At 70.5% G+C, this 22,795-nt stretch carries 25 protein-coding genes, 1 tRNA gene and 1 pseudogene; 22 read left to right on the top strand and 5 right to left on the bottom strand.

Features of this window, described 5'->3' with window-relative positions; genetic code table 11:
• The first annotated feature begins 7 nt into the window (after positions 1–7).
• The 5 genes and pseudogenes from ACIQCJ_RS00935 (at position 8) to ACIQCJ_RS00915 (ending at position 3,133) form a co-directional block, all read left to right on the top strand.
• Positions 8–250: a hypothetical protein gene (locus ACIQCJ_RS00935; RefSeq protein WP_391042138.1), complete on the top strand. Its 243-nt coding sequence runs from the start codon at positions 8–10 to the stop codon at positions 248–250.
• A gap of 106 nt (positions 251–356) precedes the next feature.
• Positions 357–974: a hypothetical protein gene (locus ACIQCJ_RS00930; RefSeq protein ID WP_402710296.1), complete on the top strand. Its 618-nt coding sequence runs from the start codon at positions 357–359 to the stop codon at positions 972–974.
• 2 nt (positions 975–976) lie between these two features.
• The gene (locus tag ACIQCJ_RS00925; protein ID WP_355336585.1) at positions 977–1,285 is read left to right on the top strand and encodes a DUF6303 family protein; all 309 of its coding nucleotides are present in this window, start codon (positions 977–979) and stop codon (positions 1,283–1,285) included.
• Between the two features lie 165 nt (positions 1,286–1,450).
• Positions 1,451–1,621: pseudogene (locus tag ACIQCJ_RS00920) on the top strand (helix-turn-helix transcriptional regulator); the annotation flags it as partial.
• A gap of 60 nt (positions 1,622–1,681) precedes the next feature.
• Positions 1,682–3,133, top strand: coding sequence for a site-specific integrase (locus tag ACIQCJ_RS00915; protein WP_402710295.1), 1,452 nt, complete (start codon positions 1,682–1,684; stop codon positions 3,131–3,133).
• Between the two features lie 343 nt (positions 3,134–3,476).
• Here ACIQCJ_RS00915 and ACIQCJ_RS00910 read toward each other — a convergent pair whose 3' ends face one another.
• Complete coding sequence (locus ACIQCJ_RS00910) at positions 3,477–3,710, bottom strand: GntR family transcriptional regulator (RefSeq protein WP_402710294.1); 234 nt, start codon at positions 3,708–3,710, stop codon at positions 3,477–3,479.
• A gap of 151 nt (positions 3,711–3,861) precedes the next feature.
• On the opposite strand from ACIQCJ_RS00910, the gene ACIQCJ_RS00905 reads away from it, so the two are divergent.
• Positions 3,862–4,074, top strand: a complete 213-nt coding sequence (locus tag ACIQCJ_RS00905) for a hypothetical protein (RefSeq protein ID WP_402710293.1) — start codon at positions 3,862–3,864, stop codon at positions 4,072–4,074.
• Here the strand turns inward: ACIQCJ_RS00905 and ACIQCJ_RS00900 are convergent.
• Both ACIQCJ_RS00900 and ACIQCJ_RS00895 read right to left on the bottom strand, forming a co-directional pair.
• Positions 4,071–4,580 (bottom strand): GNAT family N-acetyltransferase, encoded by a 510-nt coding sequence (locus ACIQCJ_RS00900; protein ID WP_401309178.1) that lies wholly within the window; start codon positions 4,578–4,580, stop codon positions 4,071–4,073. The genes ACIQCJ_RS00905 and ACIQCJ_RS00900 overlap by 4 nt on opposite strands.
• Positions 4,577–5,329 carry a GntR family transcriptional regulator gene (locus tag ACIQCJ_RS00895; RefSeq protein ID WP_401309175.1) on the bottom strand — a complete coding sequence of 251 codons (753 nt, stop codon included), beginning with the start codon at positions 5,327–5,329 and terminating at the stop codon, positions 4,577–4,579. Before ACIQCJ_RS00895 ends, ACIQCJ_RS00900 begins: the two co-directional genes overlap by 4 nt.
• A 672-nt stretch (positions 5,330–6,001) precedes the next feature.
• On the opposite strand from ACIQCJ_RS00895, the gene ACIQCJ_RS00890 reads away from it, so the two are divergent.
• The 13 genes from ACIQCJ_RS00890 (at position 6,002) to ACIQCJ_RS00830 (ending at position 17,111) form a co-directional block, all read left to right on the top strand.
• Positions 6,002–6,457, top strand: a complete 456-nt coding sequence (locus tag ACIQCJ_RS00890; RefSeq protein WP_391042842.1) for a transcriptional regulator — start codon at positions 6,002–6,004, stop codon at positions 6,455–6,457.
• Between the two features lie 35 nt (positions 6,458–6,492).
• Positions 6,493–6,942, top strand: a complete 450-nt coding sequence (locus ACIQCJ_RS00885) for a protein kilB (RefSeq protein WP_401309170.1) — start codon at positions 6,493–6,495, stop codon at positions 6,940–6,942.
• Positions 6,943–7,094: 152 nt separating this feature from the next.
• Positions 7,095–7,382 (top strand): hypothetical protein, encoded by a 288-nt coding sequence (locus ACIQCJ_RS00880; RefSeq protein WP_391042837.1) that lies wholly within the window; start codon positions 7,095–7,097, stop codon positions 7,380–7,382.
• The gene (locus ACIQCJ_RS00875) at positions 7,379–8,281 is read left to right on the top strand and encodes a protein spdB (RefSeq protein ID WP_402710292.1); all 903 of its coding nucleotides are present in this window, start codon (positions 7,379–7,381) and stop codon (positions 8,279–8,281) included. Before ACIQCJ_RS00880 ends, ACIQCJ_RS00875 begins: the two co-directional genes overlap by 4 nt.
• A gap of 45 nt (positions 8,282–8,326) precedes the next feature.
• A complete protein-coding gene (locus ACIQCJ_RS00870) occupies positions 8,327–8,638 on the top strand; it encodes a hypothetical protein (protein WP_402710291.1) in 312 nt (103 codons plus the stop codon).
• Between the two features lie 354 nt (positions 8,639–8,992).
• On the top strand, positions 8,993–9,202 hold the full coding sequence (locus tag ACIQCJ_RS00865; RefSeq protein WP_402710290.1) for a DUF6257 family protein: 210 nt from the start codon (positions 8,993–8,995) through the stop codon (positions 9,200–9,202).
• Between the two features lie 88 nt (positions 9,203–9,290).
• Positions 9,291–11,516: an FtsK/SpoIIIE domain-containing protein gene (locus ACIQCJ_RS00860; RefSeq protein WP_402710289.1), complete on the top strand. Its 2,226-nt coding sequence runs from the start codon at positions 9,291–9,293 to the stop codon at positions 11,514–11,516.
• Positions 11,517–11,729: 213 nt separating this feature from the next.
• Positions 11,730–12,047, top strand: coding sequence for an RRQRL motif-containing zinc-binding protein (locus tag ACIQCJ_RS00855; protein WP_402710288.1), 318 nt, complete (start codon positions 11,730–11,732; stop codon positions 12,045–12,047).
• Positions 12,048–12,133: 86 nt separating this feature from the next.
• Entirely contained in the window at positions 12,134–12,862 is a 729-nt protein-coding gene (locus tag ACIQCJ_RS00850; protein WP_402710287.1) for a DNA methylase, read from the top strand.
• Complete coding sequence (locus ACIQCJ_RS00845; protein WP_402710286.1) at positions 12,859–13,764, top strand: bifunctional DNA primase/polymerase; 906 nt, start codon at positions 12,859–12,861, stop codon at positions 13,762–13,764. The genes ACIQCJ_RS00850 and ACIQCJ_RS00845 overlap by 4 nt, the downstream gene beginning before the upstream one ends.
• 340 nt (positions 13,765–14,104) lie before the next feature.
• Positions 14,105–15,253 (top strand): DUF3631 domain-containing protein, encoded by a 1,149-nt coding sequence (locus ACIQCJ_RS00840; RefSeq protein WP_402710285.1) that lies wholly within the window; start codon positions 14,105–14,107, stop codon positions 15,251–15,253.
• Between the two features lie 226 nt (positions 15,254–15,479).
• The gene (locus tag ACIQCJ_RS00835; RefSeq protein WP_402710284.1) at positions 15,480–15,662 is read left to right on the top strand and encodes a helix-turn-helix transcriptional regulator; all 183 of its coding nucleotides are present in this window, start codon (positions 15,480–15,482) and stop codon (positions 15,660–15,662) included.
• A gap of 69 nt (positions 15,663–15,731) precedes the next feature.
• Positions 15,732–17,111, top strand: coding sequence for a tyrosine-type recombinase/integrase (locus ACIQCJ_RS00830; RefSeq protein ID WP_402710283.1), 1,380 nt, complete (start codon positions 15,732–15,734; stop codon positions 17,109–17,111).
• 141 nt (positions 17,112–17,252) lie between these two features.
• Here ACIQCJ_RS00830 and ACIQCJ_RS00825 read toward each other — a convergent pair.
• A tRNA-Ser gene (locus ACIQCJ_RS00825) sits at positions 17,253–17,339 on the bottom strand.
• 36 nt (positions 17,340–17,375) lie between these two features.
• A complete protein-coding gene (locus ACIQCJ_RS00820) occupies positions 17,376–19,193 on the bottom strand; it encodes a S1C family serine protease (RefSeq protein ID WP_402710282.1) in 1,818 nt (605 codons plus the stop codon).
• Between the two features lie 189 nt (positions 19,194–19,382).
• Between ACIQCJ_RS00820 and ACIQCJ_RS00815 the strand changes: the two genes are divergently transcribed.
• From ACIQCJ_RS00815 to ACIQCJ_RS00805, 3 genes are all read left to right on the top strand, one after another.
• Entirely contained in the window at positions 19,383–20,300 is a 918-nt protein-coding gene (locus ACIQCJ_RS00815; protein WP_391158927.1) for a glycerophosphodiester phosphodiesterase family protein, read from the top strand.
• 228 nt (positions 20,301–20,528) lie between these two features.
• A complete protein-coding gene (locus ACIQCJ_RS00810) occupies positions 20,529–21,383 on the top strand; it encodes an ATP-binding protein (protein ID WP_402710281.1) in 855 nt (284 codons plus the stop codon).
• A 180-nt stretch (positions 21,384–21,563) separates the two neighbouring features.
• Entirely contained in the window at positions 21,564–22,526 is a 963-nt protein-coding gene (locus ACIQCJ_RS00805) for a DUF5926 family protein (RefSeq protein ID WP_188281531.1), read from the top strand.
• Positions 22,527–22,795 lie beyond the last annotated feature (269 nt).

The raw sequence follows: 22,795 nt of genomic DNA, 5'->3' as shown, positions 1-22,795 counted from the left end.
CAACTTCATGTGCACGCCCGCACTCGCGGCATCCCAGCCGCGCATCTCCCTGATGGCCATCAGCGAACTCCGCGACGTCCTCACCGCCCTCGAACTCGGCCAGGGCCCCACCGCCGTCGCCGGTTTGATGGCCATCGACCCCGAGTCCTGGCAGGCCATCGAGCAGCGGCTCGCGGCCGTCGGCGGCGACCTGCGCACGGTCCTCCAGGCCGCCTCCGTCGGCGCCCCCGTCCTCCCGCACCTCGCCTGAAGGCCTGACGATCCCCTGTGCGTGCCCAACCCCTCGTCCATAGAAGGGGGTTGGGCACGCGCGGAGGACCGGACAGCCCGCCCGGCCCGCCCAACGGAGGAACCCCATGCCCGACATCGCCCCGGACTGGCACCTCAGCCTGACCGACAGCGTGTACGCCCTCGGCGCAGCCGCCCGTGAACTGCGCACCGCCCACAGCCACGCCCGCCACGCCGCGTGGACCGCCGACCCCGCCCGTATCGTCCCCGTCGTCGGTGTCCTCACCGTCCCCGACGCCGAACCCGTCCGCCCGCACGACGAAGCGCTCTGGCAGCTCAGCGACCTCTACATGGTTCTTGAGCACCAGACGAAGGAGTTGTACGAGAACGCCGCGCTCGGCTACGCGTACGGCACCGCCGTGGCCGTCGCCGCCGTCCTGCGCAGCGAGCGCCCCCGACACGTCGAACTCCCCCGCGACCGCCACGGCAACTACACCGTGACCGCGGACGGCATCCCCGACGTCAGCCAGTCCGTCACCAGCGACGCCGGAGGCCACGAACTCGCCGACCTCCGCGCCCTGCTCATCGAGAGCGAGCAGGCGCAGAACGCCGCCGAAGCCCACGGGGAAGCAGAGTTCTCCACCACCGTCGCCGACCTGGCGTACGCCTACGGCGAGCGCGCCGGGCGCACCCTCCAGCACCTCATCCGCTTCGCGGACGCCCACGGCTTCCTCCAGGCGGGTTGACCGTGGCCTACACCCGCCCCCTGAACGCCCACATGATCCACTCCTGGGACGGCGCCGCCTGGGAGGTCTTCGTCGCCGAGCCCGACGAATCCCGCTGGGCGCACGTCCCGTTCCCGGTCGGCGACGGTGTCCCCACCGTCAGCGCCCGTACCGCCGCTCTGCGTGCCCTCGGCTACGCACCGCTCACCGCCGACACCGCCTGGGAGTGGATGGAGACCTTCTTCGAGGGCGACCCCGAAGGCACCGTCTCCCTGATCGCCAGCGTCAAGGTCGCCCCGGCCACGCCGACCGACGACCCCACCGACACCTGACTCCGCCCGGGGCAGCGGCCAATCCGCCAAGAACACCCGCTGCCCCGGCCCTCCCATCCCGAACACGACACAGGAGGAGCCCCCAGCATGCCCCACAACTCGTCGCCCTCGCAGCGCGGCAGCCGCGCGCCGGGCCGCCCGCGTCCGCCGACGCGGCACCCGAGCCTCAAACTCCCCGAAGTCCTGGACGAGATCGGCATGTCCCGGTCCGCCTTCTACCGCATGCGGGCGCATGGCAAGGCGCCGAAGTGCATCAAGTTGCCGAACGGCCAGCTCCGCGTGCGCCGTCACGACCTCGACTCCTGGCTGAGTGCCTGCGAGCAGTCCGCCGACTGACCACCCCCACGGAGCCGCCCCGGCGTTGATGGCTGGGGCGGCTCCGGCTTGGAGAACCCGATGAGCCTCACCTACGAGGTGGAATTCTGGGCGATCCGCCAGCGCAAGAATCGGCGGAAGCCGTTCGAACTGCGCTGGCGCGTTGGGGATCGCCCGCACTCGCAAAGCTTCCGGCTCAAGACGCAGGCCGAGGGCCGACAGTCCCAGTTACTCGAAGCCCTTCGGCGGCGCGAGCAGTTCGACGTCGACACCGGTCTGCCCACGTCCGAGTTGGAAGAACTCAAGTCGCCGACCTGGTACGAGCACGCGTGCGCGTACGCCCTGATGAAGTGGCCGACCGCTGCCGCCAAACACCGCGCGAGCATTGCCGAAGCCCTGGCCACCGTAACACCGGTGCTGATTACCGAAGGGAGGGACAAGCGGCCGGAGGCTGCAGTGCTCCGGCGAGCGCTCCAGTCGTACGCCTTCCAAGCAGGAAAGGACGCGACCGGCAAGGCGGTTCGCGACGACAACGGCCGGCCGGTGGCCCGGAAGGACATCGCCGAACTGCCGCCCGACATCGCGGAAGCTCTCGCGTGGATGGCCAAGCGTTCCATGAAGGTCGCGGATCTCAAGAACTCGGACGCCTTGCGCACAGCGTTGTTCGCCCTGTCGCACAGGTTGGACGGGGCCACCGCGGCGGAAAACACCACCCGCCGCAAGTACACGGTGTTCAACAACGCGCTTCGGTACGCCGTGGAGCGTGACGTACTCGATGTGAATCCGTTGACGCGGGTCGACTGGAGCCCGCCGCAGACGGACGACGAAATCGACTTCCGGTACGTGCCGGACCCTCAGCTCGCAGCCGCCCTCATCGGTGGCGTGGCCGCACAAGGGCCACGCGGCGAGCACCTCGAAGCCTTTTTCGGCTGCATGTACTACGCCTATACGCGCCCGTCCGAAGCGGCGGCTCTGGCCGAGGATGCCCTCGTTCTGCCGGAGGAGGACGAACCGGACGCGTGGGGTGAGCTGTTGCTGTCCGAGAGCCGTCCCGAGGTCGGTGCGGGGTGGACCAACGATGGATTGTCGTACGAGAAGCGGGGGCTCAAGAGGCGAGCGCGGAAGACCACCCGCTCTGTTCCCATCCCGCCGGTGTTCGTCCGCATGCTGCGCGAGCACCTCAAGAAGTACGGCACCGCGCCCGACGGTCGGCTGTTCCGAGCGGTCAACGGCGGGCGCGTGCGCTCCACTGAGTATGCCGAACTGTGGCAAGCGGCACGTGAGACGGTACTGCCGGCCGAGGAAGTCGAGACGCCGCTCGCCGAGGTGCCGTACTCGCTTCGGCAAGCAGGGCTGTCGCTCGTGATCCGATCCGGTGTCGATCCGGTGGAGGCGGCCAGGAGGGCGGGCCACAGTGTGGCCGTGCTGTTCCGCTTCTACGCCAAGGTCATCAAGAATCGCCAGGACGAGAACAACGCTCTCATCGCACGTGCTCTGACCGGCGCGAACGCCAAGCAGGACAACGGAACGTAACCGCCGGATCTGGCCCGCGCATGGCCCGCACGCACCGACCGACGCCGGGATATGAGCGACCGAGAGTGAGACAGCCAACGACAGAGCGGGTGCCCCGAACGCTGGGGCACCCGCTCTGACCTGCTTGTACTGCTGTTACCGCGGAGGCTGTGGGATTTGAACCCACGGTGACATCGCTGCCACGACGGTTTTCAAGTGGACCCCTGTTCGCGCGGCAATACCCTTGCTGAGCTGCACACACGCGGCTCAGCATCGCCGAAAGCGTCTTCGTTGGCCGGAGGTTGGCCGCGCCCTCACAAGCTGGGCCCTGCGCCGCGCCCCCAAGGATTTGGAACCCCTCGGCTCAGCCGCGCGGAGCCACCACGAACGTGCCCTTGTTGGGCAACGTCATGACCAGGCCCCGTTCGCGCAGTTCCGCGACGGCACGGCGTGCGGTTCCGGGCGCTACGCCGTACTGCGCCCCCATGTCCCGCTCGTTCGGCAGGCGAGCACCGACCGGTAGATCGCCGGACCTGATCTCAGCTTCCACCTGGTCGGCCACCTGCACGTACACGTACTGCGGGAGATCTCCGCTCATGGTCGGAACCTATGGCGGCATCTCGCACCCGGCATCCGCAGGTAGCCGTATGGTGCACCATGGGGCGGCATGTAGCGGTATTGTCTGAGCAGGGAAAACCCCCGCAACCGTGCAACCGGTCCGGGGGAATGGCCGACTGCGAGGAGTCGACATGGCCGAGCGTACCGGCGGGGACTGGCTGGACACAGGCGATGGGCCCAAGCCCCTTGCGGTGGCGTCCGGTATCGCGCTGGAAGGCAGGGAGCTTGTCGCGTACAGGGCCTACGTCGACCATGCACGTGAGTGTGCCGACTGTCCACAGTCCGCGTTCCAGTGCGGCGTTGCAGCCGCACTCTGGCGCGCCTACCGCAAAGTCCGCGACTAGGGACACCGATCAACCGGTCGTTGGAACAGGGCCCCCGAGCCGCGATGCGGTAGGTCGACAACGCGGACCAGCGTGAAGCCTTCCGCTTCGTAGTAGCGGTGCAAACCGTGGTTGTCCTTCCATGCGTCGAGCCGTAGCCAGCTCTTGCCCGCCGTCGCGGCCCGCACAGCGGCCCAGTTCAGCAGCGCGCCTCCGACTCCCGCGCCCGCTGAACCTCGGGTGACCGCCATGCGGTGGACATACAGCGCATCGTCCGGCCTGTCCTCTGCGGTCCAGAACTCCGGATCGGCGTGGGCGTCTAGCTGCAACGTGGCGATGGGTCTTTCGCCCACAACCGCGAGAAACACGTCCCCGTTCTCCAAGGCGCGGGTGATGCGGTCACGGTGCGGCGGGAACTGCCATTGGTCGATCCCGCGCGCTGCAAGCCAGGCGGAAGCCTCCCGCAAGAGGTCTTCCACCTGCCCGAGCTCGTCCAGCCGGGCGGCACGAATGTGCAAGTCCGTCACGCCTTCCCGTCCATTGCCTCGCGCCGGCGCTCGTACGAGATCACGTGACGGTCTCCCGGCAGGATCGTGACCGCCACGCGTACCGGCTGCCCGTCTACGGTGTGTCCGGTCGTGATGTGGACGCCGACCGGCGTACCGGGCCCGAGGTCCAGGCGGTGGACCTCATCGGGAATTGGCATCCGCACGTACAGCTCGTCAAGGGCGCGTACCTGCCGGTACCCCAACTCGGCGAGTACCTCGTTGGCGCCCCGGCTGATGCCTTCCGGTCGCATGATCTCCGAGTCCCTGACGATGCTCAGCGGAAAGTAGCTGTCGTTCGTGTTGAACGGTTCCCCGTCGAGGTAGCGAACCCGCTTGCGTACCGCGACCAGCTCCCCAGGGGCGAGTTGGAGCCGCTTGGCCACGTCGGCGGGCGGCTCAACGATGGCTACCTCGATTTCCTGTCGCGGCTCCCGCCCCTCAGCGGAGTACTCCGTCACGAACGCGTCCATCTCCGGTGTGTACGGACGCTCCCGGAACTCCGCTTGCGGCCGGAACACCATCGGCTGGCGCCGCCGTACGAAGTGCCCTTGCGGTCGTGCCGACACCACCAATCCCTCATTGACCAGGATCGCGACCGCCTTGCGAACGGTCTCTCGCGATACGCCATAGTCCGCCCGAAGCTCTGCCTCGGTCGGAAGTTTGGCTCCCGGTTCCAGCTCGCCCGCGTCGATCTGCGCGCGGAGAGCATCCGCAATCTGGTGGTACATGGGGCTTCGCCCAAGTCGATTCACGGTCACGCCTCCATCAAAGCCGCAGGTTGTCGCCATTGTCCAGTCAATGTGGCCAATGGGCTTGACACCCCCGCACTCGACTGCCAACATCCTGACTGTAGCCATTGTACGGACAATGGCTACAGGGGCCCCGCGTTGGTCGGGGGGAGGTTCCCGGCGCCTTGTCAGCCGGAGGGCACGAGACCGAAAGGTCACGTCTCTGCCTGAAACAGGCCATGGCGGCTCTACCTCGTACGGGAGCCGCAGTCCTGAAGGAGACAACAAGCACGTCAAGCACTGTTCGTCGTACTGCGAGGTGCACATGTTCCAGCGAAGTACCAAGGGCCCCGTCCGGCTTTGACCAGCCGGACGGGCGGGCCCTCCGCGTCATCGCGTGATGCCGAGACGGCCGGATAGCGGCTGGCGTCACGGGTGCGTGTCGAGCGCGCACGGTCCGGCGTCGCCGTCTTGCGGCGGCGCTGGTCCGTGGCTGCTCGAACCGACCAGCCAAAACGAGTGCGGCGTCCGGGGTGCCACCCGGACGCCGCTGTACAGGAACCCCAAGGAGGAACCTGTGGTCACCATCATCTTCCTGAACGACAAGGAACACGAGGACTTGTCGCGCAAGGTCGGCGAGGCCAACCGGCGCAGCGAGAACGGGGGCGGGAAGTGAGTGCCGCGGCCGGTACGTTCGCCGCGGTCTTCGCCTCCCTGTACGTCGCCCACAGTGTGGGTGATCACTGGGTGCAGACCTCCGCGCAGTCGGCGGCCAAGGGCCGTCCCGGATGGGTCGGCCGGTTAGCCGACACCCGGCACGTGGCGACGCTGACGCTGACGAAATTGGTCGTCCTGGTTCCTGTGGGTCTGCTGCTGGGTCTGCACCTGTCGGTGTGGGGTCTGGTGGCCGGTCTGGGCGTGGACGCGGTCACGCACTGGTGGGCCGACCGGCGTTCGACGCTGGCGTGGCTGGCGGACCTCGTCGGGTCCGGCGGCTTCTACCGCATGGGCGCGCCGCGGCCCGGCCATGACGACAACCCGTCGCTCGGCACCGGCGCCTACGCGCTCGACCAGTCGTTCCATCACCTGTTCCTGCTGGTCGGCGCTCTGCTGATCGCCCTCGTCTGACCGACCTGCCCCTTCCCGGACTTTGGAGACATCCCATGTGGAGCAGCGTGATTGCCGTGCTCGGAACCCTGCTGGGGTCGGTGAGCGCGTATGCCTTGCAACAGCGGTCTGGCCGGGTCGAGCGGGCCGAACACCGGACCGAAGCCCGGCGCAGCGAACGGCTTGCCGCCGTTACCGCGTTGGTGTCGGCGCTGGCTGACCACCGCCGTGCGATGTGGGTTCGCGAGGACCTGCGGATGGCCGGTGACACCCCCGCCGCCTACGCGGCGGCACGTGCCGAGAGCCATGTCACGCGGTCTGCGATCACCGCGCCGCTGACTCAGGTCGTCATCCTCGCGCCGTCTTTGGCTCAGGCTGCTGACCAGGCCGTGAGCGCCGCTTATGCGCTGCGCAAGTCGCCTGACCCGGCCACCCTCGAAGCCCGCCGGACTGCCGCTATCAGCGCCGCTGACCGGCTGGTCGCCGAGGCCACTGCGCTGGTCTGACCGTGGCCTTCGCCCCCGACCCGGCGTGATGCTGCCCGATCGAATCGGGCCGGGGGCACTCGCACCACCACCCCACTCGGTTTCTGGGACCGGCCGCACATCCGCCAAGACACCGGCCGGTCCCGGCCCTCGACTCCCCTTGGAGACTTCCCGTGCATGACTACATCGGCCCCCACCGGGCCCTGACCACTGACGATTTCCTCGAACTCGCCCTCGGTACGCCGCTTGACCTGTGGCTCGGCGAGGACGGCGAGACGCCCGACGAGCGGGCCGCGCGAGAGGCCGCGGCGCGGGACATCCTCGCCGACGACCCCGCCCTGTTCGACCGCACGACCGCGCTCGCGTCCGAGGTGATCGGCCGCACCATGCCGGAGCTCCTGCGCCTGACCCCGGCCCGCCCGGCGCGCCGGAGCGCGGCCCGTGGGGCGGTGGCGGCATGAGCGCCCGCACCGCGGCCGTCGCCCGCTGGCGCCGGTTGCTGACCGTGCTGCCCGCTGTCGTGATGACGGTCGTGTCGATGGTGCTGACGTTGGCCGTGGTCGTGATGTGGCTGGGCACGGCGATGCCCTCGCCGGTCGCGCTGGTCGTCGGCCTCGGCCTGGACGGCGGCTGGCTGGCCACCTTGGCATACGAGCGGCGATTGGCCGCGCAGGGCGACCACTCCCGCGGCGTGACCGCGGTCGGCTGGTGCTTCGGCGCCGTCGCGACCGCCGTCCTGGTCGCTCACGCGGTGTTCGCGGAGACCTCCGCGGGCGCGTGGCTGGCCGTCGCGTGGCTGCCCCTTGCGGCCAAGGCCCTGTGGCTGGTGCACGGGCTGTGGGAGCGCACCGCGCTCACTCCCGTCGCGCTCACCGCGATCCGCGGTATCCAGCAGGAAGCCCGCGACGCCGCCGCGGTCGCGCGGGCCCGGCTGCACGCGGACGCCACCACCGAGGAGACCCGGCTGCTGGCCGTGACGCACGCCGGGTCCCGCGTCGCCCGTGTCCAGGCCACCACCGCCGCCGCACTGTCTGAGGCGTGGGCGGTGCTGGAGAAGGCGCGCGCCGACGAGAGCGCCGCCGCCGCGCTGGCCAGCGTGACCGGCCGTGTCACGGCAGCCGACACGGCCCGCTGGGACCTGCCGGTATGGGGCCCGGTCGAGCCGGTCCCGGCCCTGGACGCACCCTCCCTGAGTGACGCCGACCTCGACCGGATCGTGGCCGACCTGCTGGCTGGCCAGACCCCGCCGCCGTCCTACCGCGAGGCCGCCGGCCGTTTCCGCGCCGCCGGACACACCGCCGCGGAGATGCGGCTGCGCGCGGCATGGAAACGCTGCACCACCGAGTCCGTCACCGGCTGACCCCGGCCCCTGTCCGCACGCCATCAGCCCGGAGGTATCTCTCCCATGTCCGACCTGCCGAAAGCCACCGCCGACGCGGTCGAGGCCGCCCGCCAGGGCGAGCAGTTCGCGATGATCCTCGCCGCGATCCAGACCGCTCAGACCGTCCGGTCCCAGCAGCAGCCCGTTCCGCCCCCGGTCCCCGTCGCGGTGCAGCAGACCGGCACCGCGGGCAAGTGGCTCGCCATCGCCGCGGGCGGCTCCATGCTCATGATTACCGTCGCGTTCGCCGCGGTCGCTCTCGCGATTGCCTCCGCGTGCATCGCGCTCGTGGCCCTGGTCGTCTACGGCATCTACCGCGACATCAGGCGGCGGTAGCCCGCCGCGGCGCGGCGGGGTCGGTGGCCTCCATGGGCATGCACACCGCCTTCACCGCGACCGCAGGGCCCGTGACCGGCGCAGGCGCCGACAGTGCGGGCGCCACGGCCATGATGGCCACCGGAGCAGCCGGTTTCACCCCAGAGGGGATGCATATCGCGCTCGCTGCGCCAACCGGTCCGAGAACCACCGCCGCCGCGGCCAGACTGACCGCCGCCGTCTTCATGCCTATCACTCAGCCACGCCCTTGCATCCATGATCGACTCTCTTGATCGCGGAGAGTACAGGCGTGCATACAGGCGCACCAAACTGACGTTCCATCAGGAGAATCCGTCACTCCGAATAGGGGCAACCATGATCCGCACCCACCCCGACGACCCCCCGCTGACCGGCGCGGAAGCCGCCAGAATCGCATGGCTGGTCGCCCGCATGGCCAAGCGCGGCCTTGCCGGTGAGGAAGTAGACCAGTCCGACTTGCAGGCGGGAATCGACAGCATCCTCAAGGGCGCGCGCAGGCGCGAGGAACGCGAAGAGTGGAAGACCACCGCGCGCAGGCCCAAGTAGCTCCGCCCCGGACCGGCCGCACATCCGCCAAGACACCGGCCGGTCCGGGCCCCTACCGCTCCCGTGCAGAAACGGAGGAACCACCAGCATGACCGAGATCATCGACCTTGACGAGCGGCGGGCCCGCGCCCGCACCCCGATACCCGACCTCACCAAGCACGACACGGCGACCGCCGCGCCCGAGGACGCCGTGCCCGACCCGCGCGAAGCGCTCGAAGGGGCCGTCATCCCCTCCGACATCCCCGGCAGGGGCAAGACCGCCGCGGGCCGTGCCGGGGCGCGTCACGCGGTGCGCCTGCGGCGTGCCGCGGGTGTGACGCAGCACGTCATCACCCATGAACGCACCAGGACGACCGCGCGCCTCGCCGTGCGGCACACCGCCTACGTCGCGGGCGGCACCCGCATCATCGTCAAGCGCACGTGGGACGGGCGCACCGTGGCGCGGCACGAACGCATGATGCGCAGCGCGGAGGCCGCGGGGCAGCATGAGGTGGCGATGGAGTGGGAGCAGCGCGCGGCGCTGTTCCGGCAGCAGCGTCACCAGCGCCGTATGGACCTGCTCACCTCCGGGCCCCGGCTGGTGAAGTCCGCCGCGTTCGGCGCTGCCGGAGGTGTGGGCGGTCTGCTCGCGCTCGGTACCGTCCTGGCTATCGCGGAGCACGATCCGCTGATGGTCATCGGCCCGGTGATGTTCACCGTGCAGATGATCCGCTGGGCCGTGCTCATTGTGTCCGTCGTGTGGGGTCCGGCGCTGTTCCTTGCCCCGTGGCTGGCGTTCCTCGGGTTGTGGGAGACGGGGCGCCGGGGGCAGGCGGCGCCGCAGTGGGCGCTGCCGGTCTCGGAGCAGGAGCAGCGGGACGTGGTCCCGGATGAGGGTGCGATCCTGGACGCGCTGCGGCACCTGGGCATCGGCCCGATGAACCAGGCGTTCAAAGCCGGTTGGCAGCCGCGATGGGTGCAGCCCACCACCCGGCTCGGCAAGGGCTGGCACTCGCAGGTGCAGCTCCCGATGGGCGTCACCGTCGAAATGATCAACAAGCACAAGGACGTGCTCGCCCACAACCTGCTGCGCCTGCCCGTGGAGGTCTGGCCGACCGAACCGGCCACCGCCCCCGGCACCCTGGACCTGTGGGTGGCCGACCAAGGGTCGCTGTCCGGGACGGTTCCGCCCTGGCCCCTGCTCAGCGACGGCACCGCGGACTACTTCAAGGGCGTGCCGGTCGGTGTCTCGCAGCGCGGGGAGCCGGTCACCGGCAAGCTCATGGCCAGCAACTACATGGTCGGCGGCATCATGGGCTCGGGTAAGTCGTCGCTGGTCGTGAGCCTGCTGCTCGGGGCGATGCTCGACCCGCTGGTGGAAATCGACGTGTACGTCATGGCCTACAACGTCGATTACGACCCGATGCGCGAACGGCTCCGCACCCTGGTCAAGGGCGACGACGATGAGCAGGTCAGGGACGCCCTCGAAGCGCTTCGGGACCTGCGGGATGAGGTCACCGAACGCGGCAAGCTGCTGGCCGAACTCGGCGGGGACAGCGTCAAGCTGACCCGTGACCTGGCCGAACGCGACCCCCGCATGCGCCCCCGCGTCGTGGTCTTCGATGAGTGCCATGAGCTGTTCGAGCACAAGGAGTACGGCCCGGAGGCGGCTGAGCTGGCCATCAAGGTGCTGAAGAAAGCACGGAAGGTCGGCATCACCCTGGTGTTCGTCACCGTCTCCCCGACCGCGTCCAGCATCCCGAAGGACGTGACCCGCAACACCAGTCACCGGGTGGCGTTCGCGGTCGGCGACCACGTCGCCAACGACGGTTTGCTCGGCACGGGCAAGCACCGGGCAGGGATCACCGCCACGACGCTCAACCCCGCGGAGAACATCGGCACCGCCCTGACCGTGGGGTTCACCAAGAACGCGTTCGAGCTGGTGAGGGCGTACTACGTCCGCAAGGACGCCGAAGCCGACCAGGTGTCGCCGGTGGTGGCCAGGGCGGTGGCGCTGCGCGAAGGCATCACCCCCGCCGCTCCCACCGTCCTGCCGGCCGACGGGGACAAGCCCGATCACCTCGCGGATGTGCACACCGTGCTGGGCACCGAGGCACGGGTACGGACGCAGGAAGTCCTCCGCCTGCTCATCACGCACAACCCGCGCGAGTACCGCGGCTGGACCTTCACCGACCTCAAGCGGCTCCTGGACCCGTACGGCGCGGTCCGCAAGTCGCACGGGCAGATGGTCGTGGACCGCGACCGCGTCCGCGAAGCCCTCACCGACCGCACCGAGGACGGCGAGCCGGATGCCGCCGAGTTCGACGCAGAGTGACGGGGAGGGGCCGGGGAGGCGGGGAGTTCTCCCCGACCGCCTCCCCCGCCCTGCCTCCCCCGCACTGATCTGCGGCAACAACCCGCCGGGGAGGCAGGGAAGCGCACCACGTAGACCTGCGGAAACCCCCGAAAACCGAGGTTCAACAGCATCCCCGGCCTCCCTCCCCACCACACACAGTCACCACTTCTGAGCGTCTGGATCGGAGACGCCATGACCCTGCCCGTCTACCGCTACCGCCTCGCACCGCACGGACTCATGACCCGCCGTCAGCTCCGAGCGCAAGGGCTCAGTCACATGCGTGCGGAAGTGGTCGGTGAGATCCGCTGGCGGCGCGGACGACGCGTCGCCTACCTCTACGACCCCACCACCGCCCGCCCCGTCCAGCCCATGACACCGGGCCGCTGGCGCTCCCACCATGCGATGATGCGCGCCCGCCGCACCTGCCCCGCCTGCCGGACCGATCGCGGATACGTCATCCCCACCTCGCTCGGCTGCTGCCTGCCGTGCGCCGACCGCCCCAACGCCTGAATGCATCCGGGACGACCTGCCGCCTCACCAAAGTCCGCAGGTCGTCCCGGCCACCAGCACCCGTCAAGGAACTGGAGACCACCAGCATGACCCATCACACCCTCGTGCGGCGACAGCCGAACCGGCCGTTACTGCTGGACCTGTTCTGCTGCGCCGGCGGCGCCGCCAAGGGCTACGCCGAGGCGGGGTTCGACGTGCACGGCGTCGACACCGCCGACCGCACCAACTACCCCTTCACCTTCACCCGTGCCGACGCGCTCACCCACCTCGCCGACCTGATCACCTCCGGCGGGATCCACCGCTACGCGATGGTGCACGCGTCCCCGCCATGCCAGGCCGGATGCGCGCTGACCGTAGGCACCAACCGGTCCCGCGGCTGGGGCCGCACCCATGTGGATCTGGTCGCCGACGTGCGCACGCTACTGGACGCGGCCGGCCTGCCGTACGTGATCGAGCAGCCCAACGGCCGCGCGAAGGTCCGCAAAGACCTCACCTTGTGCGGCGAGATGTTCGGCCTGGACGTGATCCGGCACCGCAACTTCGAGTTGGGCGGGTGGACCACCGTACGGCCGGCGCACGTCCCGCACCGGGGCCGGGTCCGCGGCTACCGGCACGGCGTGTTCTACGACGGCCCCTACGTCGCCGCGTACGGCAACGGCGGGGGCAAGCCCACCATCGGCGAGTTGCAGGCCGCCATGGGCATCACGTGGACGAACGTCCGCGAGGAACTGACCGAGGCCATTCCGCCCGCCTACACCGAACGCATCGGCCGCGCCTTCCTCGCGTCCAGTGCCGGTCTGGCGGTGGCCGCATGACCACCAACCGAACCACGCTGCTGCGGGCCGCGCTGGACGCCGCCGAACACGGCTGGCCCGTCATCCCCCTGCACCCCGGAACCAAGATCCCCGCACTCCACGGGGACCGGCGCTGCCCCGGAACCGGCGACTGCACCAACGGGCACAAGACGTTCGAGCAGCGCGCCACCACCGACCCGGACCGCATCGAACGCTGCTGGACGACCGGCACGTTCAATGTCGGCATCGCCACCGGGCCCGCCGGCCTGCTCGTGGTGGACCTCGACACCGTCAAGTCGAAGGACAAGAAGGGCACGCCTGACGGCGCGACGAACTTCCTGGCGCTCTGCGAGCGCGCCGGCCACACCGTCCCGGCCACCCGTCGTGTCCGGACCCCCAGCGGTGGTGAACACCTGTACTTCCGCACCCCCGCCGGGGTCCAGCTCCCTTGCAGCGCACGCACGTTGGCACCGAAGGTGGACACCCGTGCATGGGGCGGGCAGGTCGTCGCCCCTGGGTCCGTGACCCCTGACGGCCCCTACGGCGTCTTGGACGCCTCCCCGGTTGCAAACCTACCCGAATGGCTCCAAAGCGCCCTGACGGCCCCACAGCGCCCCGCTACGGGCCTGATCCGGCTCACGGTCGCCCGTGACGCGCCCCGGCTCGCCGCCGTCGTCCTCGAACGTGAGGTTGCCGCCGTCGCCGGGACTGGTGAGGGCGGGCGGAACGCCGAACTGCTGCGCGCGGTGCGGGCGGTGGGCCGGTTCGTGGCGTGGGGGGACCTCGACCGCACGGCCGTGGAAGCGGCTTTTCAGGCGGGGGGCGAGTCGGCCGGTCTGCCGGCGTCCGAGTGCCGGACCACGATCCGCAGCGCCCTCGACTACGCCGTCCGCACCGCCCGGCCCCGGCAGGCAGCCTCATGACGCCCGCCGCGGGACGATCCCCCGCCCTGAAAAGCCTCACCCGAACCACCGACCAGCAGCACCCCGCCCAATCGGCCTGCGCCCGCGCGGCGAGTGGTGCGCCGAAGGTCGCCGCCGAAGGCGTCCTGTCTGCTGTTCGCCCTGGCCCGCGCCCGGCGGACGGACGCCGACCCGTCGCATGGCTGCACATCATCGCCCCGTCCGCATGGGAGATGCCGCCGTGGGCGGTGTCGCGCTGCGACTGCGGCCGGTACGTCACCGCCCACGGCCGGGCCGACGACCACGCCGACCACCGCACCGCATGCCCGCTGCATACCGCACCGGAAGGGAGGCAGGCCGCATGACCGCAACTCGACACGACGGCGCCGACCTGCTCAACGAGGTCGAAGCGTTCCACCGCCGGTTCAACGTCTTCCCCCTCGAAGCCGCCTACACCGCCGTCACCTTGTGGGACGCGCACGCCCACCTGATCGAGGCGTTCGACTCGACACCCCGCATCGCGTTCCTGTCCCCGGAACCGGGGTCGGGCAAGTCCCGCGCCCTGGAAGTGATCGAGACCCTGGTGCCGAACCGGATGATGGCAGCCAACGCGACCGCCAACGCCATGTTCCGTGCCGTGTCCGCGACCGAGACCCGGCCCACCATCCTCTTTGACGAGGTTGACGCCATCTTCGGCCCCGCCGCCGGAGGAGACGAACAGCTCCGGGCGTTCATCAACGCCGGACACCGCCGCGGCGCGAGCACCTGGCGGTGCGTCGGCGACGGATCGAACCAGACCCCGACCGAGTTCCCGTCGTACTGCGCGGTGGCCATGGCCGGACTCGGCTCGCTCCCCGACACGATCCTCACCCGAAGCGTGATCGTCCGCATGCGCCGCCGGGCGCCGAACGAGGTCATCGAGCCGTGGCGCAAGCGGCTCAACGAGCCGGAAGGTCACGCGCTGCGCGACCGGCTGGCGAAGTGGGCGGCATCGGTGCGCCAGCAGATCGACGGGGCGTTCCCCGAGATGCCGGACGGGGTCACCGACCGGCCCGCGGACGTGTGGGAAGCACTGCTCGCCGTCGCCGACGCCGCTGGCGGCAACTGGCCCGAGCGCGCTAGGGCCGCGTGCCTGGAACTGGTCAACGCCGCCAAGCAGAACGACAAGGCCAGTATCGGCATCCGGCTGCTCACCGACCTGCGCGACACGGTGTTCAACGGCGCGCACCGCATGCCCACCGCGCACATCCTCGCCACGCTCAACGGCATGGACGACGCCCCGTGGGCCGACATCGGCGGCAAGCCGCTGGACCCCCGCGCCCTGGCCAAACGGCTCGGGGAGTACGTCACCGCGGACAACGAGCCGGTCAAGGCACGGAACATCAAGACCGGTGACGGAGTCGCCAAGGGCTACTACGCCGTCGATCTCACCGACGCCTGGAACCGGTACTGCCCCCCACCCCCCGAAAGTCCGCTACCTCCGCTACCGGGCCTCGAAAACCCCGCCTGAACTGCGGAAACAAGGTAGCGGCAAACCCGCCCGTATCCGCTACCCATCCGCTACCGCACACCCGTTGCCGCTACCGGCCCGCCCGCCGGTAGCGGCACATCCGCTACCCGCCACACCATCCGCTACCTCCGCTACCCCTCTGACCTGCGAGGTAGCGGAGGTAGCGGAAGTAGCGGACCTGACAGGAGAAGGGGCCATGGCCCCCATGCCATAAGGAGCCGCCGCAATGGCTGCCGTCCGCATGCTCAAGCTCCCCGAAGTCCTCACCGAGATCAACATGTCCCGCGCCGCCTTCTACCGGATGCGGGCACGCGGGCAAGCGCCCCGCCTGATCAAGCTGCCGAACGGCGAACTTCGCGTTCGCCGTGCCGACCTTGACGACTGGCTGAACGGCTTTGAAGCCGCCTGATCACCGCTGAACACCCCTACAGGGCCCGCCGCTTGCCGTGGCGGGCCCTGTCTCGTTGAAGGAGACTCCGTGCACAGTTACGACGTGCGCATTTGGAACGTCCGGCGCCGGAACAGTAAAAGCGCGCCTTACCAACTCCGCTGGTTCGTGAGCGGAGAGGAGTTCCAGGAACCGTTCTCTACGAAGACCCTTGCCGACGCACGCCGGTCTCAATTGGTCTCGGCCGCAAGGTCCGGGGAAGCGTTCGACACCGAAACGGGCCTTCCGGTCTCGGAGTTGAGGCGGCGCAACCGCACGACGTGGTACACGCACGCACGGGAGTACAGCGCGATGAAGTGGTCCGACGCCGCTGCCAAGCATCGGGCCAGCATTGCCGAAAGCCTCACAGTGGCCACCCTTGCTCTCTGCCCTGAGGGCAAGGGGCGACCGGACTCCGAAGTCCTGCGTCATGCGCTGTACCAGTACGCTTTCAACGCTGGGCGCCACGACACGGAGCCGCCTACCGAGGACGCCGCCGCACTGGCGTGGATCGGGAAGCACTCGCCGACGATTGCGGACCTCGACAGCGCTCAGCGCATGCGCACCCTTCTGGACGCGTTGGCCCGCAAAAAGGAAGGTGGCCAGGCCGCACCAAACACGATCCGGCGCCGCCGCGCGGTGCTGAGTAACTGCCTCCGCTACGCCGTCGAAAAGGAACGACTTCCCGGAAACCCGCTGCTGAAAGTCCATTGGACAGTTCCCAAGGCCGTTGAGGAATTGGACGAACGTAGCGTCGCCACTCCCGCTCAAGCCCGCGCCTTGTTGGCCGGCGTTCGGGAACAGGGCCCGCGGGGTGAACACCTCGAAGCGTTCTTTGGCTGCATGTACTACGCGGCCATGCGGCCAGAGGAAGTTTCCATGCTGAGTGAGGACGCCTGCACTCTGCCCGAGTCGGGTTGGGGTCGCCTCGACCTCACCGGGGCCCGCCCGCAAGTCGGATCGGCCTGGACCGACGACGGCAAGCCGTACGAGGAACGGGGGTTGAAGCACCGGGCCCGGCGAACTGTGCGGTCGGTGCCGATCCCTCCGCCTCTTGTGGCCCTGCTCCGTCAGCACACCGCACGGGAAGGAGTCAGCGCGGACGGCCGGATGTTCCGCGCCGCTCGGGGTGGCCCGGTGCGGTCACAGGAGTACGGCGCGGTGTGGAAAGAGGCGCGCCGCCGCGCCCTCACCCCGGCACAGGTCGCCTCGCCCCTGGCGTCGATCCCGTACGACCTGCGGCACGCCTGCGTGTCGTTCTGGCTGCGGTCGGGGGTCAGTCTCGCCGAGACCGCACGGCGGGCCGGGCAGAGCATCGCGGTACTCCAGCGCTTCTACGCCAAGGTGCTGGACGGCGAGGAAGAGCGCATGAACGACCTGATCGACCAGGGATTTGCCGAGCACGATGAGGACAGCGAAGGCACCGACTGAGACCAGAATCCTGGCCGCAGGTTGGCCGCGCACGCTGGTCAGCGGTGGTCAATCGTGAGACACGGTGAGACAGCCGCAGTACAGAGAGGGTGCCCCACATCTTGGGACACCCTCTCTGACCTGCTACTTCTCTGACCTGCGCGGAGGCTGTGGGATTTGAACCCACGGTGACATCGCTGCCACGACGGTTTTCAAGACCGTTCCCTTAGGCCGCTCGGGCAAGCCTCCTGGCGCGGGGCGCGGGGACAGCTTAGTGGGTGGGGGCTAGTTGCTGTCGCCGGTGCGCTGGCCGAGGGTGACGGTGGTGGTGTGGGAGGTGCCGTTGCGGGTGTAGGTGATGGTGGCCTTGTCGCCGGGGGAGTGCTGCCAGATCTCGCCGATGAGGGTCTGGCCGCTGTCGATGAGGGTGTCATCGAAGCGGGTGATGACGTCACCGGGCTTGAGGCCGGCGTTGGCGCCGGGGCCGCCGGAGGTGATGGCGGTGTTGGAGTCGGTGGAGATCTTGGCGCCGTCGCCCTGGTACTGGGTGTCGAGGCTGACGCCGATCACCGGGTAGACGGGCTGGCCGGTCTTGATGAGCTGGTCGGCGACGCGCTTGGCCTGGTTGATGGGGATGGCGAAGCCGAGGCCGACGCTGCCGCCCTGGGTGCCGGGGTCGCTGTTGCCCGCGGGCTGGATGGCGGAGTTGATGCCGATGACGGCGCCGTTGGCGTTGAGGAGGGGGCCGCCGGAGTTGCCGGGGTTGATCGAGGCGTCGGTCTGGATCGCGCTCATGTAGGAGGCGCTGCTGCCCTGGCCGTCGCTGGAGGCGACGGGGCGGTGGACGGCGCTGACGATGCCGGTGGTGACCGTGCCGGAGAGGCCGAACGGGGCGCCGATGGCGATGGTGGCGTCGCCGACCTGCGCCTGGTCGGAGTTGCCGAGCGGCAGCGGGGTGAGCTTGACGCCGCTGGCGTTCTTCAGCTTGATGACGGCCACGTCGTACCCCTGGGCGCGGCCGATGACGGCCGCGTCGTACGTCTTGCCGTTGGAGAAGGTGACGGTGAGCTTGCCGCCGCTGGCCGCCGGGGCGACCACGTGGTTGTTGGTGAGGATGTGGCCCTCGGTGTCGTAGACGAAACCGGTGCCGGTGCCGCTCTCCTGGCTGCCGCTGGCCTTGATGGTGACGACGCTCGGCAGCGCCTTGTTGGCGATGCCCGCCACCGAGGTGGGGGCGCGGTTGAACGCCTTCTGGCTGCCGGAGTCGGAGACGGTGGTCGAGGAGGTGGAGCTCGACTTGTCGTTGTGGTCGGCGATCGCGTAGCCGACGCCTCCGCCGACGCCGCCCGCGACCAGCGCGGCCACCAGGACGGCGGCGACCATGCCGCCGATGCCGCCGCGGCGCTTGCGGCCGTCGTTCGGCGGCGGGGGAACGTGCGTGCCCCAGGCCGGCGGCAGACCGCCGGGGCCGCCGGGCTGGCCGGTACCGGGCGCGTTCGCCGCGCCGTAGGGGGACGACGGCGCGGCGAACGGGTCGTGCGGCCCGCCACCGTGGCCGGACCCGCCATGACCCGACCCGCCATGACCCGACCCGCCGTGGCCCGACCCCGCGCCCTGCTCCGTACCCGACGTACCCGACGCACCCGACGCACCGAACGCGCCCGGCCCCGCGGGCGGCTGCTCCGCCGCGAACACCGCAGCAGGCGGCGTCCCGTACGGCGAAGGCGGCCCACTCGGCGGACCGTAGGGCGAGGGCGAAGGCGCGGGCGAAGGCGAAGGCGTGGGCGCGGGCGAAGAGGAAGAAGAAGAGGAGGAGGACGGCGACGAGTACGGGTCGGCCGGGGCCCGGTACGGATCCGCGGGCGGCACCGGAGCCGCGTCCCGTACCTCCGGCAGGATCTCCGTACGCGACTCGCCGTCCGCGAACGCCGGGGGAGCGGCGGGCGCGGGCGGGGCGGCCGGAGGGGCCGTCGGAGGAGCGGGCAGCGGGGCGAGCGGCGGAGCGGCAGGAGGTACGGGGGCCTGGGCCGCCGAGGCACCGTCGGGCGCGGGCGCTGCCGACTCCGCAGCCGAGCCGGAGCCGGCTTCGTTCTCGGTGCTCACAGCGATTCTCCTCAGGGTCGGGACAGGTTCTGAACAGGATTCCGAACCGGGTGCGGAACAAGGTGGTGGGCCGAACACAGCATTTCCCACGGCGTGTCGGACCGCCGTAAGCGGTAGCTGTGCATCTTCGCGTACCCGTCGTACGGCCGTGTTACCGGGCCGCCGGGGAGACGGTGGCACCATGACACGGTGACTTACGCGCGCGCGGTCCCGGAGGCGTTTCCGGACGGGCGACCTGTCCAGGTCGTCGCCCATAGAGGCGCCTCCGCGGACGTACCAGAACATACGCTCGCCGCGTACCGGAAAGCCATCGAGGACGGGGCCGACGCCCTGGACTGCGACGTCCGGCTGACCTCGGACGGCGAGCTGGTGTGCGTCCACGACCGGCGGGTGGACCGTACGTCGAACGGCCGGGGCGCCGTCTCCTCCCTCGCCCTGGCCGACCTCGCCGCGCTGGACTTCGGCTCGTGGAAGGACGGCCGCGGCGGACCCGGCGGCGCCGGAAGCCGGGACCGTCACCCAGGAGACGCCCGTGCGAAAGACGCGCATATAAGAGGTGCCCGCGCGGGACGCGTAAAAGAAGAGGACGAAAACGCCGTGCGCGAACGCAGCGGCGTCCTCACGCTGCGCCGCCTGCTGGAACTGGTCGCGGACACCGACCGCCGCCTGGAGGTGGCGATCGAGACGAAGCACCCGACGCGGTGGTCGGGCCAGGTCGAGCGGCGGCTGCTCGACCTGTTGCGGCACTTCGGTATGGACCGCCCGGCGCGCGGGGAGCCCGCCCAGGTGCGGGTGATGAGCTTCTCGCCGGGGGCGCTGCGCCGGGTACGGCTGGCCGCGCCGGCGGTCCCCACCGTCTTCCTGGTGCGCCACGCGCTCCCCCGGCGCTGGAGCGGGTGGCTGCCGGCGGGCGTCGGCATCGCGGGGCCGAGCATGCGGATCGTGCGGGCCGACCCAGGATACGTGGCGCGTTTGCGCCAGGCGGGGCACCGCGTCCACGTCTGGACGGTGGACGAACCCGCCGATGTCGAGTTGTGCGTACGGCTCGGGGTGGATTCCATCATCACCAACCGCCCGAGTGCGGTTCTGTCCCAACTGGGTCGCTGAAGTTCACAGATGTCCGCAGGCCACAGCAGGAGTCAACACAGAGCAGCCGACATCACCAGGCGACAGCCGTCACAGGGCGTACCCCGGCGCGTTCGTATCGTGTTCGGGCTGCAATTGTGCGTCGGGAATGTGTACGGAGTACGTCAATGGATCGCGGTTGGCTTGTTTCCGGCCGAGTCGCAGAGGGCATCCATCCCGTGGCGCAAGGGCGTGAAGGAGGTCTCGGGGGTGTCGTTGATGGTGGCGCAGGAGGTGCCTACGTCCTCGACCATGGCCCTGCCCCATGGTCCGACCGGCGTCGCGGTGGCGCGCCGGAAACTGCGGAACGAATTGTGCGCGCAGGACGTGCCGGAGCCGGTGATCGACGACGCCGTCCTCATCCTGTCGGAGCTGCTGAGCAACTCCTTCCGGCACGCGCGTCCTTTGGAGACGCACGAGGCCGGGGGCGGCGGTGACGCCGGTGGCGCACGGTCCGCCCTGGACACTCCCCGTACGGTGAACGACGACTGGACGGCCGGCGGCCGTCACGACAGCCCACGGACGGACGGCGGCCGTACGGGCAGCGGCCGTACGGACGGCGGCCGTACCGACAGCGGCCGTACCGACAGCGACCGCGCCGACTGCGGCGAGTGCGGGATACGCGCCGCGTGGGCGATAGGCACGGACGGACTCCTCGCGGTCGAGGTGACCGACGGCGGCGGCCCCACCAGGCCACGCCCCTCCACCCCCTCCCTGAGCGCGCACGGCGGCCGGGGCCTCGGCATCGTCGGGAGCCTGTCGCTGCGCTGGGGCGTGCGCGACGACGCGCCCGGCGAGGTGACGGTCTGGGCGGTCCTTCCGGTACGCGCCCGGCACGCGCGCCGCGACGACCCGGTGATCGCGGGCGGTACGGGCGGTACGGGCGGCACGCGCGGCCAGCGGGCCGGCCTCGGCGGAATCGGCGGTACGGGCATCAGTCCGATCGTCGGTGCGGGTGGCGGCCTGCCGATGGGCATGTCGATGGACCTGGCCGAATCGATCGAAGCGTTCGACGCGCTCGGGTCGCTGAACACGGCTTTCGGCGCGGTCGACGAACGCGGCTGAGGTCGCGGGTCCAGGCGTAGGGCCGCGCGCCGGGCCGCACAGAGCCGCGCCGGGCACAGCACGCAGGACACCCCGGTGGCCTCCCCCGCCCCCTCCGCACGCCTCGCCGTGGTCCGGCGGCGACCGCGCCGGGCGCTAGGCTCACGGCCGGAACACCGCCGTTACGGGAGAGACCGAGCCATGGCCAAGAAGCGCGCGACCGCGACGAAGACGAAGGTCCCGACGAGCGGAGAGGTCCCGGTGGTCGGCGCGCGCGAGCCCTGCCCCTGCGGCTCGGGCCGCCGGTACAAGGCGTGTCACGGCCGCGAGGCGTCGCACGCGGTGACCGAGCTGGTGCGCCGCCCGTTCGAGGGGCTGCCCGGCGAGTGCGACTGGGTCGCCCTGCGCGAGCTGGTTCCGGCGGCGACCGCCCCGCTCACCCTCAAGGACGCGCTGCCCGACGGCGTTCCTTCGGTGACGCTCGGCACCGTGCTGCCGATGGCGTGGCCCGGACTGCGCCGCGACACCGGGGCCGTCCTGCTCGGCCTCCAGAACGAGGCGGCGTCCGGTGACGTCAGCCGCGACCTCGCCGACACGCTGCTGCGCGCGCTCACCGCGGCGCCCGGCAATCCGGTGGACGGCCGCCGCCCGCCGCAGGACGGGCCGCGCCTCCAGGACGTGCTGGACCTCGACGCGCCCTTCACGCCCGAGGTGCACAGCGGCTTCGAGTTCTGGCTGGAGGACGCCGACGCGGCGACCGGCGAGGTGGCCGCGTCGCTGGAGCGGGCCAACCAGGCGGCGATCCCGACCGTACGGCTGACCGGCGTGGACGCCGCGTACTGGTGCGAGACGCCGGAGAAGAACCACCTGCGGTGGGTCATGCCGCACCCCGAGGAGGAGTTGCTCGACGCGTTGGCCCGGCTGCACGCCGCCGGGGTGTCGTCGCTGGGTGACGGTACGCGGCTGGTCGGCTCCTTCCGCGCGCACGGGCTCGTGGTGCCGGTGTGGGACCTGCCGGTCGGCATGGGCGCCGACGAGGTGGAGAAGCCCGCCGCCGCCTTCAACGAGCGTCTGGCCGAGACGCTTGCCAAGTCCGGCCCTCTCACCGCCGACGAGCGGCGCGCCCGCAGCGGCTTCACCAACCGCCAGATCACCCTGAGCTGACGCCGGCCACCTTACGCCTCGCGGCGAGCCATTCCACGGCCTCCAGCCGTACGGGGGGGGCAGCCGTCACCCCGGCCGAAGCGCTCCCGCACGTCACCACCCGCCCCGGCGGGGCAGTCCGGTCGCCCCCGGACCACCCGCCGGTGGAGGGTTACCCGCGCAGTTCCCCGCGCCCCTCACGGGGCGCACCGTCTTTCGTCCGGGCGGGGGGCCGGTCTTTTCAGGGGCGCGGGGGACTGCGCCACCAGCCACGGCGCTCCCGCACGTCA

Origin of the sequence: Streptomyces sp. NPDC093221 (assembly GCF_044753885.1) — a bacterium.
In the GTDB taxonomy this organism is placed as follows: domain Bacteria; phylum Actinomycetota; class Actinomycetes; order Streptomycetales; family Streptomycetaceae; genus Actinacidiphila.
Note: the sequence above shows the minus strand (reverse complement) of the source record. Positions and strands in the feature narration are given on the sequence as shown.

Excerpts from the sequence above, each read along its gene's own strand:
- ACIQCJ_RS00915 (WP_402710295.1), top strand. The coding sequence starts at position 1,682 with ATGAGCCTCACCTACGAGGTGGAATTCTGGGCGATCCGCCAGCGCAAG.
- ACIQCJ_RS00885 (WP_401309170.1), top strand. The coding sequence starts at position 6,493 with ATGTGGAGCAGCGTGATTGCCGTGCTCGGAACCCTGCTGGGGTCGGTG.
- ACIQCJ_RS00935 (WP_391042138.1), top strand. The coding sequence starts at position 8 with ATGTGCACGCCCGCACTCGCGGCATCCCAGCCGCGCATCTCCCTGATG.
- ACIQCJ_RS00850 (WP_402710287.1), top strand. The coding sequence starts at position 12,134 with ATGACCCATCACACCCTCGTGCGGCGACAGCCGAACCGGCCGTTACTG.
- ACIQCJ_RS00860 (WP_402710289.1), top strand. The coding sequence starts at position 9,291 with ATGACCGAGATCATCGACCTTGACGAGCGGCGGGCCCGCGCCCGCACC.
- ACIQCJ_RS00835 (WP_402710284.1), top strand. The coding sequence starts at position 15,480 with ATGGCTGCCGTCCGCATGCTCAAGCTCCCCGAAGTCCTCACCGAGATC.
- ACIQCJ_RS00895 (WP_401309175.1), bottom strand. The coding sequence starts at position 5,329 with ATGTACCACCAGATTGCGGATGCTCTCCGCGCGCAGATCGACGCGGGC.
- ACIQCJ_RS00930 (WP_402710296.1), top strand. The coding sequence starts at position 357 with ATGCCCGACATCGCCCCGGACTGGCACCTCAGCCTGACCGACAGCGTG.
- ACIQCJ_RS00875 (WP_402710292.1), top strand. The coding sequence starts at position 7,379 with ATGAGCGCCCGCACCGCGGCCGTCGCCCGCTGGCGCCGGTTGCTGACC.
- ACIQCJ_RS00910 (WP_402710294.1), bottom strand. The coding sequence starts at position 3,710 with ATGAGCGGAGATCTCCCGCAGTACGTGTACGTGCAGGTGGCCGACCAG.
- ACIQCJ_RS00870 (WP_402710291.1), top strand. The coding sequence starts at position 8,327 with ATGTCCGACCTGCCGAAAGCCACCGCCGACGCGGTCGAGGCCGCCCGC.
- ACIQCJ_RS00855 (WP_402710288.1), top strand. The coding sequence starts at position 11,730 with ATGACCCTGCCCGTCTACCGCTACCGCCTCGCACCGCACGGACTCATG.
- ACIQCJ_RS00845 (WP_402710286.1), top strand. The coding sequence starts at position 12,859 with ATGACCACCAACCGAACCACGCTGCTGCGGGCCGCGCTGGACGCCGCC.
- ACIQCJ_RS00905 (WP_402710293.1), top strand. The coding sequence starts at position 3,862 with ATGGCCGAGCGTACCGGCGGGGACTGGCTGGACACAGGCGATGGGCCC.
- ACIQCJ_RS00865 (WP_402710290.1), top strand. The coding sequence starts at position 8,993 with ATGATCCGCACCCACCCCGACGACCCCCCGCTGACCGGCGCGGAAGCC.
- ACIQCJ_RS00840 (WP_402710285.1), top strand. The coding sequence starts at position 14,105 with ATGACCGCAACTCGACACGACGGCGCCGACCTGCTCAACGAGGTCGAA.
- ACIQCJ_RS00805 (WP_188281531.1), top strand. The coding sequence starts at position 21,564 with ATGGCCAAGAAGCGCGCGACCGCGACGAAGACGAAGGTCCCGACGAGC.